13 protein-coding genes are annotated in these 18163 nt (G+C 67.1%); 8 read left to right on the plus strand and 5 right to left on the minus strand.

The features are described from left to right. Positions 1–287 precede the first annotated feature (287 nt). Entirely contained in the window at positions 288–1559 is a 1272-nt protein-coding gene (locus tag SY91_RS30020; protein WP_023474625.1) for an acyl-CoA dehydrogenase family protein, read from the plus strand. Then, a complete protein-coding gene (locus tag SY91_RS30025) occupies positions 1556–2956 on the plus strand; it encodes an LLM class flavin-dependent oxidoreductase (protein ID WP_023474626.1) in 1401 nt (466 codons plus the stop codon). The genes SY91_RS30020 and SY91_RS30025 overlap by 4 nt, the downstream gene beginning before the upstream one ends. 127 nt (positions 2957–3083) lie before the next feature. Here SY91_RS30025 and SY91_RS30030 read toward each other — a convergent pair whose 3' ends face one another. After that, positions 3084–4511 (minus strand): MFS transporter, encoded by a 1428-nt coding sequence (locus SY91_RS30030; protein ID WP_023474627.1) that lies wholly within the window; start codon positions 4509–4511, stop codon positions 3084–3086. Between the two features lie 334 nt (positions 4512–4845). On the opposite strand from SY91_RS30030, the gene SY91_RS30035 reads away from it, so the two are divergent. From SY91_RS30035 to SY91_RS30045, 3 genes are read left to right on the plus strand one after another with little or no spacing between them, the layout of a single operon-like run. Continuing rightward, positions 4846–5838, plus strand: coding sequence for an aliphatic sulfonate ABC transporter substrate-binding protein (locus SY91_RS30035; RefSeq protein ID WP_043886379.1), 993 nt, complete (start codon positions 4846–4848; stop codon positions 5836–5838). Positions 5839–5849: 11 nt separating this feature from the next. Then, a complete protein-coding gene (locus SY91_RS30040; RefSeq protein ID WP_023474629.1) occupies positions 5850–6707 on the plus strand; it encodes an ABC transporter permease in 858 nt (285 codons plus the stop codon). After that, the gene (locus SY91_RS30045; protein ID WP_023474630.1) at positions 6704–7516 is read left to right on the plus strand and encodes an ABC transporter ATP-binding protein; all 813 of its coding nucleotides are present in this window, start codon (positions 6704–6706) and stop codon (positions 7514–7516) included. Before SY91_RS30040 ends, SY91_RS30045 begins: the two co-directional genes overlap by 4 nt. A 10-nt stretch (positions 7517–7526) precedes the next feature. Here the strand turns inward: SY91_RS30045 and SY91_RS30050 are convergent, their stop codons facing one another. After that, positions 7527–8435, minus strand: a complete 909-nt coding sequence (locus tag SY91_RS30050) for an alpha/beta fold hydrolase (RefSeq protein WP_023474631.1) — start codon at positions 8433–8435, stop codon at positions 7527–7529. A gap of 88 nt (positions 8436–8523) precedes the next feature. On the opposite strand from SY91_RS30050, the gene SY91_RS30055 reads away from it, so the two are divergent. Further along, complete coding sequence (locus SY91_RS30055) at positions 8524–8910, plus strand: MerR family transcriptional regulator (RefSeq protein ID WP_023474632.1); 387 nt, start codon at positions 8524–8526, stop codon at positions 8908–8910. A gap of 90 nt (positions 8911–9000) precedes the next feature. Then, complete coding sequence (locus SY91_RS30060) at positions 9001–9540, plus strand: hypothetical protein (protein WP_023474633.1); 540 nt, start codon at positions 9001–9003, stop codon at positions 9538–9540. A gap of 27 nt (positions 9541–9567) precedes the next feature. Here SY91_RS30060 and SY91_RS30065 read toward each other — a convergent pair whose 3' ends face one another. Both SY91_RS30065 and SY91_RS30070 read right to left on the minus strand, forming a co-directional pair. Further along, positions 9568–9975, minus strand: a complete 408-nt coding sequence (locus tag SY91_RS30065; RefSeq protein ID WP_023474634.1) for a VOC family protein — start codon at positions 9973–9975, stop codon at positions 9568–9570. A 348-nt stretch (positions 9976–10323) separates the two neighbouring features. Beyond that, complete coding sequence (locus SY91_RS30070) at positions 10324–13917, minus strand: YadA family autotransporter adhesin (RefSeq protein ID WP_023474635.1); 3594 nt, start codon at positions 13915–13917, stop codon at positions 10324–10326. Positions 13918–15057: 1140 nt separating this feature from the next. Here SY91_RS30070 and SY91_RS30075 point away from each other — a divergent pair. Next, positions 15058–15873, plus strand: coding sequence for a response regulator (locus SY91_RS30075; protein ID WP_023474637.1), 816 nt, complete (start codon positions 15058–15060; stop codon positions 15871–15873). 21 nt (positions 15874–15894) lie between these two features. Here the strand turns inward: SY91_RS30075 and SY91_RS30080 are convergent, their stop codons facing one another. Further along, positions 15895–18072, minus strand: coding sequence for a TonB-dependent siderophore receptor (locus SY91_RS30080; RefSeq protein WP_043886381.1), 2178 nt, complete (start codon positions 18070–18072; stop codon positions 15895–15897). Positions 18073–18163 lie beyond the last annotated feature (91 nt).

Raw genomic sequence — 18163 nt, forward strand, 5'->3', positions numbered from 1 at the left:
CTGTCGAATGGCGAAAGCGTTCAATCTAGCAGCGCCGCGCGAGCCGGAAAACCGAGCGATTCTCGGAACGATATTCCTTTGGAGAACAAACGACGTCGATCCTGACGCAGATGAATCGGCGTTTCGACGTCGTAACGGATGCATGAACGTCGATGCGTCCCCGCGCGGTTGCGGTCGCAGTAGCGGTAATACGCAGCGACGATAACGATCCGAGAATCCGTTATTGGAACGCTCACGTGGCGCTTCCTATACTGGGCTCCCGGCGCACGCCCTTCGAGGAAACCCGCATGACTTCGTCGCACGCAGCTCCCGACCTTTCCACCGGTACCGATTACGATGCGCTCGCGAGCCGGTTCCGGCCGATCTTCGAGCGCATCGCCGCCGGCACCGCCGAGCGCGAACGCAACCGTGAACTCCCGCACGAGGCGATCGGCTGGCTGAAGTCGGCCGGCTTCGGCGCGATCCGGCTGCCGGCGAGCGCCGGCGGCGCGGGCGCATCGCTGCCACAGTTGTTCCGGCTGCTGACCGAACTGGCCGCCGCCGATTCCAATTTGCCGCAGGCATTGCGCGGGCATTTCGCGTTCGTCGAGGATTGGCTGAACGCGCCGGCCGGGCCGCAGCGCACGACGTGGTTCGACCGCTTCGCGAGCGGCCAGCTCGTCGGCAATGCGTGGTCGGAGGCCGGCGACGTGCCGCTCGGCCAGACCGTTACCAAGGTGTCGGAGCAGAACGGCCGGCTCGTGCTGAACGGCCGGAAGTTCTACAGCACCGGCAGCCTGTTCGCCGACTGGATCGACGTGTTCGCGCAGCGCGCACACGATGGCAGCGACGTGATCGTCGCCGTCGCGACCGCGCAGCCGGGCGTGATCCGCGAGGACGACTGGGACGGCTTCGGCCAGACCACCACCGGCAGCGGCACGACGCGTTTCGAGAATGCGGCGGTCGACGCGGACAACGTGATCGATTTCGCGCGCCGCTTCAAGTACCAGACCGCGTTCTACCAGCTGTTCCACGTCGCGACGCTGGCCGGCATCGGCCACGCGATCGTGCGCGACGCGGGCGAGCTCGTGCGCAACCGCACGCGCGTGTACAGCCACGGCAATGCGCCGCGCGCGGGTGACGACGCACAGCTTCAGCAGGTGATCGGCGAGATCGCGTCATGGGCATACGCGGCCGACGCACTCGCACTGCGTGCCGCGCAGCCGCTTCAGCACGCGTACGAAGCGCGCTTCGGCGGCGACGAAGCGGCCGAGCAGGCGGCGAACGTCGCGGCCGAAATCGAATCCGCGCAGAGCCAGCTCGTCGTGTCCGAACTCGTGCTGCGCGCGGCGACGCGCCTGTTCGACGCGCTCGGCGCATCAGCAACCCGCAGCACGACCGCGCTCGATCGCCACTGGCGCAACGCGCGCACGGTGTCGTCGCACAATCCGCTCGTGTACAAGGCGCGCATCGTCGGCGATTGGATCATCAACGGCCGCACGCCGCCGTTCGTCTGGCGCGTCGGCAACGGGGCGGACGCCCACGCGGGCGCCGGTGCGGAAGCGGGGGCCGCGCAATGAGCAAGACCATTCGCTTCAACGCGTTCGAGATGAACTGCGTGGGCCACCAGTCGCCCGGCTTGTGGGCCCATCCGCGCGACCGCTCGTGGCAGTACAAGGATCTCGACTACTGGACCGACCTCGCGCGCGTGCTCGAACGCGGGATCTTCGACGCGATCTTCATCGCGGACGTGATCGGCTACTACGACGTGTACAAGGGCAGCAACTATCACGCGCTGCACCAGGCCGCGCAGATTCCCGTCAACGATCCGCTGCAACTGGCCGCGCCGATCGCGATGGCGACCGAGCATCTCGGCATCGGCATCACCGCGTCGACGACGTTCGAACACCCGTACACGTTCGCCCGCCGGCTGTCGACCGCCGACCATCACACGAAGGGCCGGCTCGCGTGGAACATCGTCACGTCGTATCTGGAAAGCGGCGCGAAGAACGTCGGCGATCATGGGCTGCGCACGCACGACGACCGCTATGCGGTCGCGGCCGAATACGTCGAGGTGCTGTACAAGCTGTTCGAGGGTAGCTGGGAGGATGGCGCGGTGGTACGCGATCGCGATGGCCGCGTGTTCACGCATCCGGAGAAAGTGCACGAGATCGGTCACAAGGGCCGCTTCTTCGACGTGCCCGGCTATCACCTGTGCGAGCCGTCGCCGCAGCGCACGCCGGTGCTGTTCCAGGCCGGCGCGTCGGGCCCGGGCAAGGCGTTCGCCGCGCAGCACGCCGAATGCGTGTTCGTCGCCGCGCCGACCCGCGACCAGCTCGCGCGCTACGTGGCCGACGTGCGTGCGCAGGCCGCGGCCGCCGGGCGCGACCCGGCGAAGGTGCTGATCTACAACCTCGTGACGGTGATCGTCGACGAGACCGACGAGAAGGCGCAAGCGAAGTTCGACGAGTATCGGCGCTACGTGTCGTACGACGGCTCGCTGGTGTTCATGTCCGGCTGGACCGGCATCGACTTCGGCCAGTACGCGCCGACCGATCCCGTCCGGCGCGTCGCAACGAATGCGATCGTGTCGGCGGTCGAACACCTGTCGGGCGGCGACACCGCGTGGACGATCGAGGCGCTGGCGGCCTGGGGCGGCATCGGCGGGATGGGCCCGGTGTTCGTCGGGTCGGCGTCGACCGTCGCGGACATCCTGCAGGAATGGGTGGCCGCGACCGACGTGGACGGCTTCAATCTCGCGTATGCGGTCGCGCATGAAACCTTCGAGGACGTCGTGCGCCATCTCGTGCCGGAGCTGCAGCGCCGCGGCGTGTATCCGACCGCGTATGCGCCGGGCACGCTGCGCGAAAAACTCTTCGGCGGGTCGGCGCGGCTGCCGGACGAGCATCCGGCCGCGCAGTTTCGCGATATCGAACAGGTCAAGCGCGCGGCCGAGCGGGAAGCGGTCAGCGCGTAGCGTCGGGCGACGTCGAAACCGGTCTGTCCGCATTCACGCGGCGGCCGGCTTCAGTACAAACGGCTTCGTGCAGTCTGATGAAGCCGTTTGTATTTGCCGGGGGACAACGAGCGCTTCGCGTCGACGGTTACGCCACGCTTTCGTCGTCGACGTCGTTCGCCGTCGGCTCATACCGAACGATCAGCAGAAACACGATCGGCGTGACCGCACTGATCGCGACGACCCAGAACATGTCGGTGCCGAGACGCGCCTGCAGGATCGGCAGCACGAACAGCGCCAGCGCCTGGCCGATCCCGCACAGCGACCGCCCGAAGCCGACGCCGGTGCCGCGGATCGTGGCCGGATACGACAGCGTCGGATAGATCATCATCTGCGCGCCCGGCCCGAAACCTTCGGCGAACAGCCAGGTGCCGAGCATCAGCAGCACGACGCCGACGGCCAATGCGCCGTGCGGATGCCCCGCCAGCGCGAGCGCGACGAGCGCGACCGTTTGCAGCGCAAACCCCGCGATCGCGACATGCCGTGACGGATAGCGATACGCGAGGCGCATGCCGAGCAAGCCGCCGGTGAACGCGAACAGCACGTTCAATGCGAGCGACGCCGCGATCGTCTCGAACACGCCCGCGCCGAGGAATTGCGACAGGATCGACGGCAGGAAGAACGCGATCGCCGTGTATTCGAACGGGATGCACAGGTTCATCACGCTGGCGACGATCGTGCGCCCCAGATACGGACGCTGGAACAGCACGCGAATCCGCACCGGCGGCGGGCTCGGTTCGCGCCGCGCATCGTCCGCTTCGTGCGCGTGAATGCCGTACGACTCGCGCAGGATGCGCGCGGCGTTGGCCAGGTCGCCCTGATTCGCGGCCCACAGCGGCGATTCGTTCATGAAGCGGTTGCGGAACAGGATGATGACGAGCGCCGGCACCGCGCCGAAGATCAGCGAGGCGCGCCACAGCCAGCCCGCATGCTCGGCCGGCAGCAGGAAATACAGCCCGAAGATCAGCAGGAAGCACACCGACGACGCGACGTACCACATCGGGCACCACGCGGCGAGCCGCGACGCCTTGTTGCCGCGGCCGTTGAACTTCGAGAATTCCGCGAGAAACGCCATCGCGACGGGCAGGTCGATGCCGACGCCGAGCCCCATCACGAAGCGGGCGGCGATCAGTACCCAGACGTTCGGCGCGAGCCCGGCCGCGATCGCCGCGACCACGAAGAACAGCATGTCGGCCATGAACACCTGGTAGCGGCCGATCCGGTCGGTCAGCCAGCCGCCGATCAGGCTGCCGAAGATCGTGCCGATCATGATCGCCGACCCGACCAGCCCGGTCAGCGCGGGCGTCAGCCCGAATTCGCGCGCCACGTCGTCGATGCCGTACGACAGCGTCGTCAGGTCGTACGCATCGAGAAACACGCCGCCGAGCGCCAGCAGCACGATCATCCGTGCGTGGCTCACCGAACTGTCCACCGTATTGATCAGGCGAGCGACGTCGCTGGCCGAGCGGATAGGGGAAGAAACCGGCGTGACTGAGCCAAGATCGATCGAACTCATCGGATTCCTTAGTTTGATGCCGAATGCACGGCAAGGTGATCGTGAAGCCGGGGAACCGGGCAGGCGCCTTCGCGACCGTCGCGGCGTCGAGCGCATGGGGCCCCGCTGTCGCCAGGTTCCGGCAGCGGAAATTCTGTTCCCTCGATCCGGCAATCCCAAGCGATATAAACCGATAAATTAATCGGCGTGCGTCATAAAGTTGCACGGCGCGCGCTTAGCAGCCGCACGCATGTTCAAACGTGGATTTCTTCGTTAACGGATCGCCTGCGCTTCGTTACATTAGCCGGTCACCTGCCTGTTCGCGGCGCGTTGCCGCTCTTCCGGAGAATCCTCGATGAAGCCGTTCTGGTCCCGCGTGTGGCAATCCGCGGCCCTCGTCGTTGCCGTGCTTGCCGGCCTCATGTCCATGCAAGCGCAGGCGGCGACGCCCGCGGAAATCCGCGTCGACTATGCGTACTACTCGCCCGAGAGTCTCGTGATCCGCCACTTCGGCTGGCTCGACGACGCGTTCAAGGCCGACGGTACGGCGATTCGCTGGGTGCTGAGCCTCGGCAGCAATCGCGCGCTCGAATACCTGAACAGCGGCGCGGTCGATTTCGGGTCGGCCGCGGGGCTCGCGTCGGTGCTCGCGCGCGCGAACGGCAACCCGATCCATACCGTCTACGTGTTCTCGCGCCCCGAATGGACCGCGCTCGTGGTACGCAAGGATTCGCCGATCCGTTCGCTCGCCGATCTGAAGGGCAAGAAGATCGCCGCGACGCGCGGCACCGATCCGTTCCTGTTCACGCTGCGCGCGCTGCACACCGTTGGCCTGACGCGCGACGACGTCGAGATCGTCAACCTGCAGCATCCGGACGGCCGCACCGCGCTCGCGAACGGTCAGGTCGATGCGTGGGCCGGGCTCGATCCGCACATGGCCGCCGCGCAGCTCGACGACGGCGCGCGCCTGCTGTACCGCAACGTCGCGTTCAATACGTACGGGTTCCTGAACGTTCGCGACGCGTTCGCCAGCCAGTATCCGCAGGCGGTCGAGCGCGTGCTGAAGGTCTACGACCGCGCACGCCAGTGGATCGTCGCGCATCCGGCCGAAACCGCGCAGATCATTGCCGACGAATCGAAGGTGTCGCTGCCGGTCGCGAAGCTGCAGCTTCAGCGCAACGACTTCAGCGACCCGGTGCCGGGCGACACGCAGCGCGCGGCGCTGAAGGCCGCGGCGCCGGTGCTGACGGCCGAGCAGTTGACCAAACCGGGCGTCGATCCCGCGAAGATCGTCGATACGCTGATCGATCCGTCGTTCGCACGCCCGATCGTCGCCGCGTCGCACTGAGCGTGCCGCCGATGACGGACACCACCGCGCGCGGCGACGCGCTCGCGTCACACCCACCCGCATCGCCGCCTCCCGCGGCCCGACGTGACCCGCTGCGCGCCTGGCGCATCGCAGGCTTCGCACTGCCGTTCGCCGCGCTCGTGCTGCTGGAGTTCGTGGTGCGGCACGGCTGGCTGCCCGATCATCTCGTGCCGGCGCCGAGCGAGATTCTCGATACCTTGGCACGAATGGGCGTCACGCGGGTCGCACGTCACGTCGGCGCGAGCACGCTGCGCGTCGCGGCCGGGTTTGCGGCCGGCGCGGGGCTCGCGCTCGTCGTCGGCGCGGCGATGGGCCTGAGCCGCCGGATCGACGCGCTGTTCGAACCAACGTTCCAGGCGCTGCGCGCGATTCCGTCGCTTGCGTGGGTGCCGGTGCTGCTGCTGTGGCTCGGCATCGATGAAGCACCGAAAATCACGCTGATCGCGATCGGCGCGTTCTTTCCGGTTCACCTCGCGGTGGTCGCCGGCATTCGCGACGTCGACCGCAAGCTCGTCGAGCTCGGCGCGGTGTACCGGCTCGGCCCGCTTGCGCTGTTCCGCCGCATCCTGCTGCCGGCCGCGCTGCCGCAGATCGTCACCGGCCTGCGCACCGGCCTCAGTCTCGCGTGGATGTTCATGGTCGCCGCGGAGCTGATCGCGGCCACGCGCGGCCTCGGCTTCCTGCTGAGCGACGGTCGCGAAACCGGGCGCCCCGATCTCGTGTTCGGCGCGATCCTGCTGCTCGCGTTGCTCGGCAAGCTGACCGACGGCGCGATGCGCCGCATCGAGTCGCGCTGGCTCGGCTGGCGCGACGCGTTCGATGGCGCATCGCGCGAGGGCGGGAAATGAGCGCCTCCCCTTCCGTCCGCCGGGGCGTCGGCATCGCCCCGCCGCTGCTCGATCTGCGGATCGCCCGCAAGCTGTATGGCGATCGCACGATCCTGGCCGACATCGCGTTGCAGGTCGCACGCGGCGAAATCGTCTGCGTGGTCGGCCCGAGCGGCTGCGGCAAGAGCACGCTGCTGCGGGTCGTCGCCGGCCTCGACCCGGATTTCCGCGGCAGCGTGACGCTCGACGGCAACGCGCTGGCCGGGCCGTCCGCGCGCGTCGGCATGATCTTTCAGGAGCCGCGGCTGCTGCCGTGGCTGTCGATCGCCGACAACGTCGGCTTCGCGTCCGGCGCGCGGGGCGGCCACGACCCCAGCGTCGCGCGGTTGCTCGACGAGGTCGGCCTGGCCGGCGTCGCGCGGCAACTGCCGGCCACGTTGTCCGGCGGGATGGCGCAGCGCGCCGCGATCGCACGCGGGCTGTTCGGCGAGCCGGATTTGCTGCTGCTCGACGAGCCGTTCAGCGCGGTCGACGCGATCACGCGGATGCGCCTGCAGACGCTGCTGCTCGACGTCGTCCACCGGCACCGGATGGCCGCGATCGTCGTCACGCACGATCTCGACGAGGCGCTGTATCTCGGCGATCGCGTGCTGATGCTCGCGCCGAACCCGGGCCGCGTCGACGACGAGATCCAGGTCGACGTCGCACGGCCGCGCGATCGGCGCGATCCGGCGCTGGCCGCGCAGCGCGCACGGCTACTCGATGCGTTCCAGCGCTTTCACGATCGCGCGGCGGGCGACCCGGCAGGCATCCCCGTCACGTCGGCCTGACAGCGCCACTTCATCGCGCGGACGCCGACCGGACGAACGCGGCCAGATCGCGATTGAACCGTTCGGCTTCCTCGATGAACGGCGCGTGTCCCGACTCCGCATACACCTTGCCGACCACGCGCGAGTTCAGCTCGGCCGCGCGAGCCAGCGTCGCGTGCGTATCGACCAGCGCATCGCGACCGCCGTAGATGAAGAGCAACGGCACGCGCGCGTGGCCGAGCCCCGCGGCGGCGAATACCGACATCGTCGGGATGGCCTTTTGCATGTCCCACGACGCCATCGCGGCGTTCGCGAGCAAGCGCTCGAACGTGGCGGCGTCCGGCCGACGGTTGAAACACAGGCCGACGAACGTGCGCTCGCCGTCGAGATGGGTTTTCAGATCCGGCGCGTTCATGTCCCGATACACGTCCGGATGATCGACGATCTGGCCCGGCGCAAGCTCGACCACGCCGTCGGCATACACGGCGCCCGCGATCGCGCGATCGCCGTACCTGGCGAGGTAGTTCGAGATCACCACGCCGCCGAGCGACCAGCCGACCACGACGGGTTTGCGCGCATGCGCGCCGTCGATGACCGCGGCGAGATCGTCGCCCCAGCGGGTTCCGTCGCGATACGGCTGCGCGCCGGACGGCTTGTCCGACAGCCCGTGGCCGCGCAGGTCGTACGTGATGATCCGGAAGCCGCGCAGTTCCGGGCTCTGGACTTGCGCGTCCCAGTTCAGGCGGCTGCCGAGCAGGCCGTGGATCAGGATGACGGGCACGCCGTCGGGGTCGCCGCTTTCCTGAACGGCCAGCTTCACGCCGTCCGTCGACGTCACGGTATAGGTCAGCGGCGCGGCGGCCGCGTCGTACGCCAACGCGAACGGCGTCGCCCACCAGATCACGGCAATCAGCCAGCGGATCAGTACTCGGGTAGTCATGGGTTCTTTCCTCCAGGCATGAACGGACGCTCAGTCTCAACCCTCACACTGATGTGAGAGTCAAGCGAATCGTGCTAACCTGCCCTTCATGAAAAATCCGCCTACCCAGCCGCTGCTGACCATCGGCAAACTCGCGCAGCTCACCGGCGCGAGCGTGCGCTCGATCCGGCACTACGACGAGCACGGCCTGCTCGCGTCGGTGCGCGCGGACAACGGCTATCGCCTGTTTCCCGACAAGGCCGTGACGCAGGTCAAGCAGATTCAGCGCATGATCGCGACCGGTTTCACCCTCGACGACATTCGCGGTTTTCCGGACTGCATGCTGCTGATCGAAGGTGCGCGTTCGTGCGATCAGATCACCGACGTCCAGCGCGAACGCCTCGAAGCGATCGACCGCCAGATCGCCGATCTCGAGAAGCGGCGCGCAAGGCTCGTCACGATGTTGCGGGATGGTATGGTGCCGCCGCTCGATTGATCGGTGCGCCTTTTCCCGCTACGGATGCGAGGCCATCCACGCGCATCGGGCACAATACGCGCCCTCACCTTTTTGCCGGTGGTCACACTCATGCGTGTCATCGTCGTCGGAACGAGCGGATCGGGAAAATCCACCTTCGCCAGCGCGCTGGCAACCGCCGCAGCGTGCCCATACATCGAACTCGATCGGCTCTACTGGGGCCCGGGCTGGACCGCCGTGCCGCCCGCGCAGTTCGAACATGCGGTGCTGGCGGTGACGGCCGGCGACCGCTGGGTCGCCGACGGAAACTACAGCGCGGTGCGCGACGTGCTGTGGTCGCGGGCCACGCACGTCGTGTGGCTCAACTTCGGCCGATGGACGGTGTTTTCCCGTGTGCTGCGGCGCACGATCGGCCGCGGGCTGATGCGCACCCGGCTCTCTCACGGCAACCGGGAATCGCTGCGGATGGCGTTCTGTTCGCGCGACTCGGTGCTGCTGTGGTCGTACACGACGTTCACGAAAAACCGCGTCAAGTTCGCCGGTTTGCGCGACGACCCGAAATACGCGCATCTGAAATGGATGGAAATCACCAAGCCGTCGCGTACCCGCGCAGTCATCGAGATGCTGGCCCGCACCGGCCTCTGCGGCTGAGCGCGGCACGACAACGGCCACCTCGCGTCAATCGTCGAAGGTGCCCTGATATTCCGGCGCGGCATCCGCACGCGTGTTCAGTTCGAACATCACGCCGCCCGGCGCGCGGCAAAAGAAGCGCGAGCCGCGCCCGTTGTTGAACACGTCCGTCTCCATTGCAACGCCCTCTTCCTTGAAGCGCGCGAACAATGCGTGCACGGCATCGAGGCTCGGCAGTTCGAAGCCGACGTGGAAATTGGTCGGCCATGCGGGCACGCCGTCGCCGACGTGATCGATCACGACGTCGAAGCCCGGGCGCTTGAGAATCCAGGATTTGTCCCAGCTTCCCGCGATCGTGAAGCCGAGGTATCGCTCGAAGAATCGGGCCGTCGCCAGCGTGTCGGCAGAGGGGAAGCTCAGGTGGTTGAGCTTCATCGTGGGTATCGTTTCGGTCATGGTCGTGCTCTCCGATGCGGTGGTGGGCTCAGGCCCCATGCCGTGCCGCCCGAGGACTTCAGAATACGAGCGCGGGCTCACATTCAACAACTCGCATTGGACGTTGCGCCGGACGCGGGCGAAACCCTTGCGGGGCCGGCAGTCGAGCGATGAAGGCGATCGCGGCGGACGGCGCCACTCGCATTCGCGACAGGCGCCGTCGATACGGAATGACCGGTCGGCCGAAGGCGCCAAACGACGACGGCCCGGGATTCGCAAACGAACCCCGGGCCACCGCTCGACCGCGGGTGCCGGACATGACATGCGTTGCCCGGCACCCGCGCATCGCTCAACGCTGCGCGAGCTGCATCAGAACTGATAACCCGCGCCGACCACCGCGCCGAAGTCCGAGCGCGTGTTGCCCGTCACCGATGCCTTGACGACCCAGCGGTTGCTCTCCGTCACGTACGAGTAGCCGGCCGCGAAGCCCTGCTGGCCGTGATAGTTCGACGTCGCCGCCGACACCATCGAGCGCCCCGCGCCGGTCGGCTGCGGCAAGCCCGCCACCGCCATCGCCGACGCGACACCGCCGTACATGTCCTTCTTCAGGTCGTTGAACGAGTTGTACACCTGCCCGATGCGCTGGTCGGTATACCCCTTCGCCTGCGTCGATGCCGTCGCGAGGTTGTCGTTCAACTGCTGCACGTTCACCGCGTCGGTCGGCGCCGTGCCGGCCGCGACGTTCGTGATCTGGCGCTCGCTGCCCTTCGCGCCGACCGAGAACGAGTTGTCGCGATCGGCGACGGAGCCCTGGCCGACCGCCACCGCATTCTTGCCGGTCGCGGTCGCCGTCGAGCCGATCGCCCCCGCATCGGCACGCGCGATCCACGTGGTGTTCGCATCGGTCGCGGCCGCGCGGATCTTGTCGTTGGCCGCGACGTTCTGCAGCGCGGCGTTGAACTGGCCCACGTTGACCGCGTCGTTCGCGTTCACGCCCGCCGCGACGCCGGTCAGCACGCGGTCGCCCGCCGTGCCGGAGAAGTTCACGCTGGTGCCGCCCGAATCCTTGCCGACCGTGATCGCGCCGTTCGGGTCCTGCTGCTGCACGAGGCCGGCCTTGCCGTTCGCGATGTTGGTCACGCTGCCTTGCAGGCTGGAAATGTCGGTCGTGTTCTTCGACACCTGCTGGTTGGTCGCGTAGAGCTGCGAACCGTTCACCGCATCGGTGCTGGTGGCGCTCAGCGTGCCGGCCTGCACGTTGGTGATGCGCGTGCCGCCCGCGCCGCCGAGCGTGATCGTGCTCTTCGAGCTGTCGTCGTACTGCACCGCGAGCGCGCCGAGCTGGTTCAGGTTCGACTGCACGTCCTTCAACTGCTTCACGTTCACCGCGTCGGTATCGCTGGTCCCGGCCGCGACGTTCTTCAGCACGACCGCCGAGGTGGCGTCGCCGCCGACGAGCGACACCGAATTCAGCCGGTTGCCGCTCGCGTCGACGTCGTACTTGACGACGTTCTTCACCGCTTCGCCGGCCTGGTTCGACACGTTGGTGATCTGCTGTTCGAGTGCGGTCTTCACGCCCGACAACTGGCCGCCGTTGACCGCATCCGTGCTGCCCGCGGCGACGTTGCCGTCGGCCACGTTGGTCAGCTTCGTCGGTGCACCGCCGCGCGCGGCGTTGAACGCGCCGAGCGTCGGGTCGAATTGCAGCGCATCCTGTTGCAGCCCGGCGATCGCCGCCGTGTTGCCCGCGATATTCGTTTCGGCATTGTCGATGCGCGTTTCGTGATTCGCGAGCGTCGTCGTGTTGCTGCCGACCCGGCCGTCGAGGTTCGTCAGCGCGTCGCCGACGTTGTTGAACGCACTGCCGCCGATCTTGTAGTTCGGTGCGCCGATCGAGCCGTCCGGGTTCGCCGTCGCGCCGCCGCCGAGCGCGGCCGCGGTGCCGTCGGTCGCGCGCCGCAGTTGCGCGCCGTTCACCGCGTCGGTACTGCCGGCCGCGACGTTGCCTGCCGCGACGTTGGTCACGCGCACCGGATTGCCGCCGTTGCCTGCACCGAGCGATACCTGCTGCTTGCTTGCATCGTCATATTTCACGGCGAGCGCGTCGAGTTGGCTCGTACCGTCGTGAATCGCCGCGTTCAGTTGATCGACGTTGACCGCGTCGGTGCCGCTCTTGCCGGCCGCGACGTTGCTGATCAGTTGCGGACCATGGCCGCCGTGGCCCGCATCGTACGCGCCGAGGCCCGGATTCCATTGCAGCGCGTCCTGCTGGAGCGCCGCGATGTTGCCGGTATTCGTCGTCACCTGGTTGCCGACGGTCGTGATCGACTGGTTGAGCGCGTCGGTCGCCTTGCCGAGCTGGCCGACGTTCACGGCATCGCCCGCCGCCACGCCATCCGCGACGTTGTGCAGGCCGACCGGCGCCGTTGCGCCCTTGCCGCCGAGCGTGACGCCGCCATGCGCATCGTCGTCGTACTGCACCGCGTTCTTCGTCGCGTTGCCGATCTGGCTGGTGATCGACGTGCTCAGGTTGCCGAGCGTCGTGCTGAGGTTGTTCGTCACGCTCGTGCTGAGCGATGCAAGGCCGCCGTTCAACTGGCCGACGTTCACGGCGTCGTGCGTGTCCTTGCCGTCCGCGACGTTGTGCAGCGTCGTGCCGTTGGGGCCGGCGAACGTCACCGAGTCGAAGCCGCTCGCGCCGTCGTACTTGACGTTGCGCGTATCGGCCGCCTGCAGGCCGGCGATGTTCGATGCCGCCGTGCTCAGCGAGCCGTTGATGCCGGTCACGCTGTTCTGCAGGTTCGTGATGTTCGAAGCCGCCGTCGAAATGGACGTTTGCAGCGGCGTGAGGCTGCCCTTCAACTGGCCGACGTTGACCGCGTCGGTATCGGCCACGCCGGCTGCCACGCCGCCGATCGTCGTGCCGGCGGCGCCGTCGAGCGCGATCGCCGCATGCGAGTCGTCGGTGTATTTGACGACGTTCCGGGTGGCCGTCACGATGCTCGTGCTCAAGCTGTTGCCGACGCTGGTCACGCGCTGGTCGACGTTCGAGATCGTGGTCGACAACGAATTGCCGACCGACGTCACGCGTGCATCGACATTGCCGACGCCCGTGCTCAGCGTACTGTTCACGTTCTTCAGTTGCTGGACGTTGACGGCATCCGTATCGGCCGCGCCCGCCGCGACGTTCTTGAGCTGGCGTTCGCTGCCGAGCGCGCCGAACGATACCGCGCCGCCGACCGGTGCGGCCGTGCCGCCGAACACCGGCGTGCCGCCGTTGTTCGCGCCGACGCTGCCCGAGCCGATCGCCACCTGATTGTTGTCGTTCGTCTGCGCGCCGGCGCCGATCGCCACCGACTGCGTGCCGGCGGCACGCGTCTGTGTCGCCGCGTCATACGATGCGCCGGCCGATACGCCGTCGCTCGACGTCGGGTTCGCGCCGCCGATCGCGACCGAGCGGTCACCGCTGGCGAGCGCCGAGTGGCCGAGCGCGATCGAGCTCGTGCCGTGCGCATCCGCGACGTTGCCGAGCGCCATCGAGAAATCGCCGACCGCCGCCGACTGACGGCCGATCGCCAGCGCGGTATTGCCCTGCGCGACCGCCACCGTGCCGATCGCGGTGGCCGAATTCGCCAGCGCCTGCGAGCCGACGCCGATCGCGATCGCGCCGCCGCTGCTGGTGCCGCCCTTGCTGCTCGCATTCGACTGGTCGCCGATCGCGATGCCGCTGGTGCCGGCCTTCGCATTGGTGCCCTGCGTCACGTTCGCGGTGCTGACCGCCACGTAACTGCCGTTCTTCGTTGCCACGCATAGCGGGTTGGTGCCGTCGATACACTGGCCGTTCAGCGCGTTGTCGGGGTTGCCGCGGTCGACGAAATTGTCCGCGTGGGCGGCGCCGGCGATCAGCACACCCGCACCCGCGAACATCGCGGCGGCGAGCGCCGAAATCTGCTTCCTCTTCATGGTCTTCTGCTCCGTTGTGTAGCGTCTGGTTTGAATACGGACTACTTACTTTTATTGACAGCTTCGACTTCGATTACGGTTGCGACTTCTCTCGGAAGTGAATTCCACGGCCCGGACACAAGCCCTGTCGAGACGACACGTATCGCGCACGCTCGTTTCGACAGGGCGTTCGAAAGCCCGGGGCATGCCGTCGGTTCGACGTCCCGTTCCGCTAATCCGGCTATTGCATTAGGAATACGTATTGATTCTTATGGACGAGTCTTCCCCCGGCTGAATCCGGAGATTCAACCCGTCGTCATGAACATCCCCGATTTGTCGTCGCGCCGACCGCGACCCACCACGCTTCTTTTATTTCATCCCCGGCAACCGGGTTCCATTTCCCTGCGGCGAGCATGTGCCTGGACGAGCATCAATTGATGCGCAGGCCCCGGGTCTGACAACGTCCGTCGCCGCTTGCGGCACTTCCGCTGCCCTGCTCCACCCGTCATTCAAAGTTCGGACGAATTATGAGACACGAGATTAAATTATTAAAGCCGACATTCTTTATAGATTGTAAAATCTAAAATATTCAATGACTTACGTAAAATACACTCATCTCGCAAACGATTTCGCACCCGCGCCGTTATTCAAAATCTTTTACCGGGCGGATAAATACTTTGCCAAAGCGGATTCGATTAAAAAACTTTCTGAAAAAGACAACCTCGAAACCGGCCGACTCGGCGCTTTTACGCCGGATATACGCGTAAACCACGAGCATTGACGCACATCGACGCTTCACGCTCCTGTCGCAAACCGCCATTTTCGATAATCGTGAAGGGTGAATCGTGCGAATAGGGCCGCCATGTCTGGCCGGATTCGAAATATGCTCCTACAATTCCGCTCGCACCGATTCCGGCAGTCGCGATCATTTCCACGCGAGCACGGCAATCCCTCGCGTCTTGACCGGCTCGGCGATCAAAACAACGAAAGCCGTGCGATGCGCCGAGCGATTGCCTGCCGCGCGGTTCCGCCCTGTACGGATTCGATGCGAGCATGCGATGCAATGGATGCATCGCCACAGAGCGGCTTCCGACGTTTCCTCCGCACCGGGCAGGCCACCCGCGGAAACGCAGTCAACCGCCTTTTCACAACAGGTGCACGATGTCTTCATCGATCTCCGCATTAAGCGACGCACATATCCTGATCGTCGACGATCAACCCGACCAGCTACGGTTGCTGATCGACATCCTGCGCAGCACGGGATGCCGGATCAGCATCGCATTCGACGGCACGCAGGCGTGCCAGCGCGCGCAGGCGCTGATGCCCGACCTGATCCTGATGGACGTGCGCATGCCGCGCATGGACGGCTTCACCGCATGCCGTCTGCTCGCCGCCGATCCGCTGACGTGCGCGATCCCGGTCATCTTCCTGACCGTGGCCGACGCATTGCACGAGCGGCTCGAAGGGCTCGAGATCGGCGGCGTCGACTATGTGGTGAAACCGTTCGAGCCGGCGGAAGTGATCGCGCGGATTCGCGTGCAGCTCTCGCGCACGAAACGCGAACGGCCGGCCGCGGCGGAACCGGCGGAAGGCTCGCCCGCGGGCGGCAAGGAGGACGACATCATCGTGCGCGCGGCGATCCGCCACCTGTCGCGCACGCTGAACGATCCGCCGACGGTGGAAGAACTGGCGCGTGCGGTCGGCACGCACGAAAAACGCTTGTCGCGTGCGTTTCGCGACAATCTCGGCCAGACGGTGTTCGAGTATCTGCGCTACGAGCGGCTGCGGATCGCGCAGGATCTGCTGGATTCCACCTCGCTCAGCATCGCCAGCATCGCGAAGGAAATCGGCTTTTCCACGCCGGCCAATTTCGCGACCGCCTTTCGCGAACGGTTCGGCATCACGCCGACCGAATGGCGCCGCCAGGGCCACGCGGGCGCGCGCGCCGCGGCCCGGCAGCCGCAACGCCGTGCGTAGGCCGATGCAACACGAGTGCGCTTACCAGTTGTATTTCGCGCTGGCCAGCACGGTCCGCTCGTTGCCGAACACGCACACGGCGTACGACTGGCAGCCGCTCACATAGCGCCGGTCGAACAGGTTCGCGACGTTCACCGCGAAACGCCAGCGCGGCAGGTCGTAATGGATCGCGAGGTCGTAAAGGGTCACGCTCGGCACCGTCAGCGAATTGTCGGGCGCGCCCGCCGACGCGCTCTGGTAGCGCACGCCGCCGCCGACGCCGAGGCCCGCCAGCGCGCCCGTATGCCAGGTCCAGTCGGCCCACATCGACGCCATCTGCCGCGGCAGCGGCACGGACACCGGCCAGTGATTCAGCGATACGTCGTTCGCCTGCACGTTCTTGACGTCCTGATACGCATACGACGCGACGATCGACAGCCCGTGCGTCACCTTGCCGACCGCGCTCAGCTCGATGCCGCGCGAGCGCACCTTGCCGGTCTGCACCGACGTCGTGGCGGTCGGGTCGAGATTGACCGGCGTCGGCGTCACGACGTTGGTCTGGTCGATCTGATACACGGCCGCGTTCAGCATCAGGTTCCGGCCGGGCGGCTGCCAGCGCAGCCCGGCCTCCGTCTGCGTGCCGCGGGTCGGTTTCGGCAAGCCGCCGCCGAACATCCGCACGCCGATGACGGGATCGAACGACGTCGAATAGCTGACGTAAGGCGACAATCCGGCGTCGCCGCGATAGGTGAGCCCGACGCGTCCGGAGAATGCACTGACGTCCTGCTGCGCGTGCGTGCCGGCGGTGCGGTCGTCGAAGCGCGCATTCACGACATCCTCGCGGCCGCCGAGCGTCAGCGTCCAGCGCTGCCAGCGGATCTGGTCCTGCGCGTACACGCCGACGCCGTTCATCGCGGTGTACTGATCGACGTGGCCGAGCGACGTCGGGCCGGCGAAGATCGCGGCCGTCACGGGCCGATAGACGGGGTGGTACAGGTCGAGCGACGGCGCGAGCGCGAGCCATACGCTGTTGGTCGTCGTCTGCCGGTCGAACTGCGCGCCGAACAGCAGCGTGTGTTCGAGCGACCCCGTGCCGAAGCGCGCCTGCGCGTGGTTGTCGATGTCGAACCGGCTGTAGTTGAGCTGGAACAGCCCCGCGAAACGCATCATGTTCGTCGTGCTGCGGGGCGCGAGGCCGTTGCCGAACACCGTCGCATCGTCGAGCGACAGGTGCGACCAGCGCACGTCCTGGTGCAACGACCAGATCGCATTCACGCGGTGTTCCAGCGCGTAGCCGAGCGACCATTGCTTCTTGCGGTAGTCGTTGAACGACGGGTCGCCCATGTAGAGGTCCTGCGACAGGCGGCCGTTCGGGTTCGGCAGTACCGTGCCCGATGCGGGCAGGAAGTTCGACGAGATGTCGCCGCTGTCCTGCAGGAACGTCGCGGAAAGCGTCAGCGACGTGTCGGCGTTCGGCCGCCACCGGAACGACGGCGCGAGCGCGACGCGGCGGTCGCCGTTCGGGCCGGTCACCGCGTTGCCGTCGCGCGCGACGCCGACGAATCGGTAGGCGTACTTGCCATCCGGATCGAGCCTGTCGCCGACGTCGAGCATGGCTTGCTTGCGCGCATCGTTGCCGATCTGCACGCCGGCTTCGCGCACGCGCTCGCCGTCGGCGAGCTTCGTATGCGCGTTGACGATCGCACCCGGCTCGCCCGCGCCGTACAGCACCGACGTCGGCCCGCGCAGCACCGCGATCGAGTCGATCGTGTACGGATCGACGCGCCAGTTCGCGATCACGGCCGTGTTCGGCGCCGGCAGTCCGTCGACGTACAGCGTCGGCGTGAAGCCGCGCAGCGCCGCATACCAGTCGGTGCGGCTGTCGGCGCCGAACGTCGCGAAACCCGGCACGTAGCGCAACGCCTGGTTCAGGTCGGCCGCGCCGGTCATGTCGATCTGTTGCGCGGTCACGAGGTTGAGCGTTTGCGGAATCTCGTCGACCGGCGTGTCGGTCTTGGTGCCGGTGGCGGTGCGCCGCCCGACCAGCCCGATGGACGAAGCAGCATCGGCCGGACCTCGCACGTCGATGGTCGGCAGCACCGCCACCGCCGCGCCCGGCGCCGATGCCTGCGCGTGCGCCGCGCCCGCGGCGGCCATACACCACGCTCCGCCTGCCGCGATCGCCCGCGCGCGCCGCCCCGTCCCTGTCTCCATCCACATCGTTTCGATACTCCGTCGTGCTGGGTTGGCCCGTTCGGCCGGATCGGCGGACCATGGGTCGCCGGGGTCCGTCCGGTGGTGTCGTGATTGC

This window comes from Burkholderia cenocepacia (assembly GCF_014211915.1).
GTDB classification, from domain to species: Bacteria; Pseudomonadota; Gammaproteobacteria; order Burkholderiales; family Burkholderiaceae; genus Burkholderia; species Burkholderia orbicola.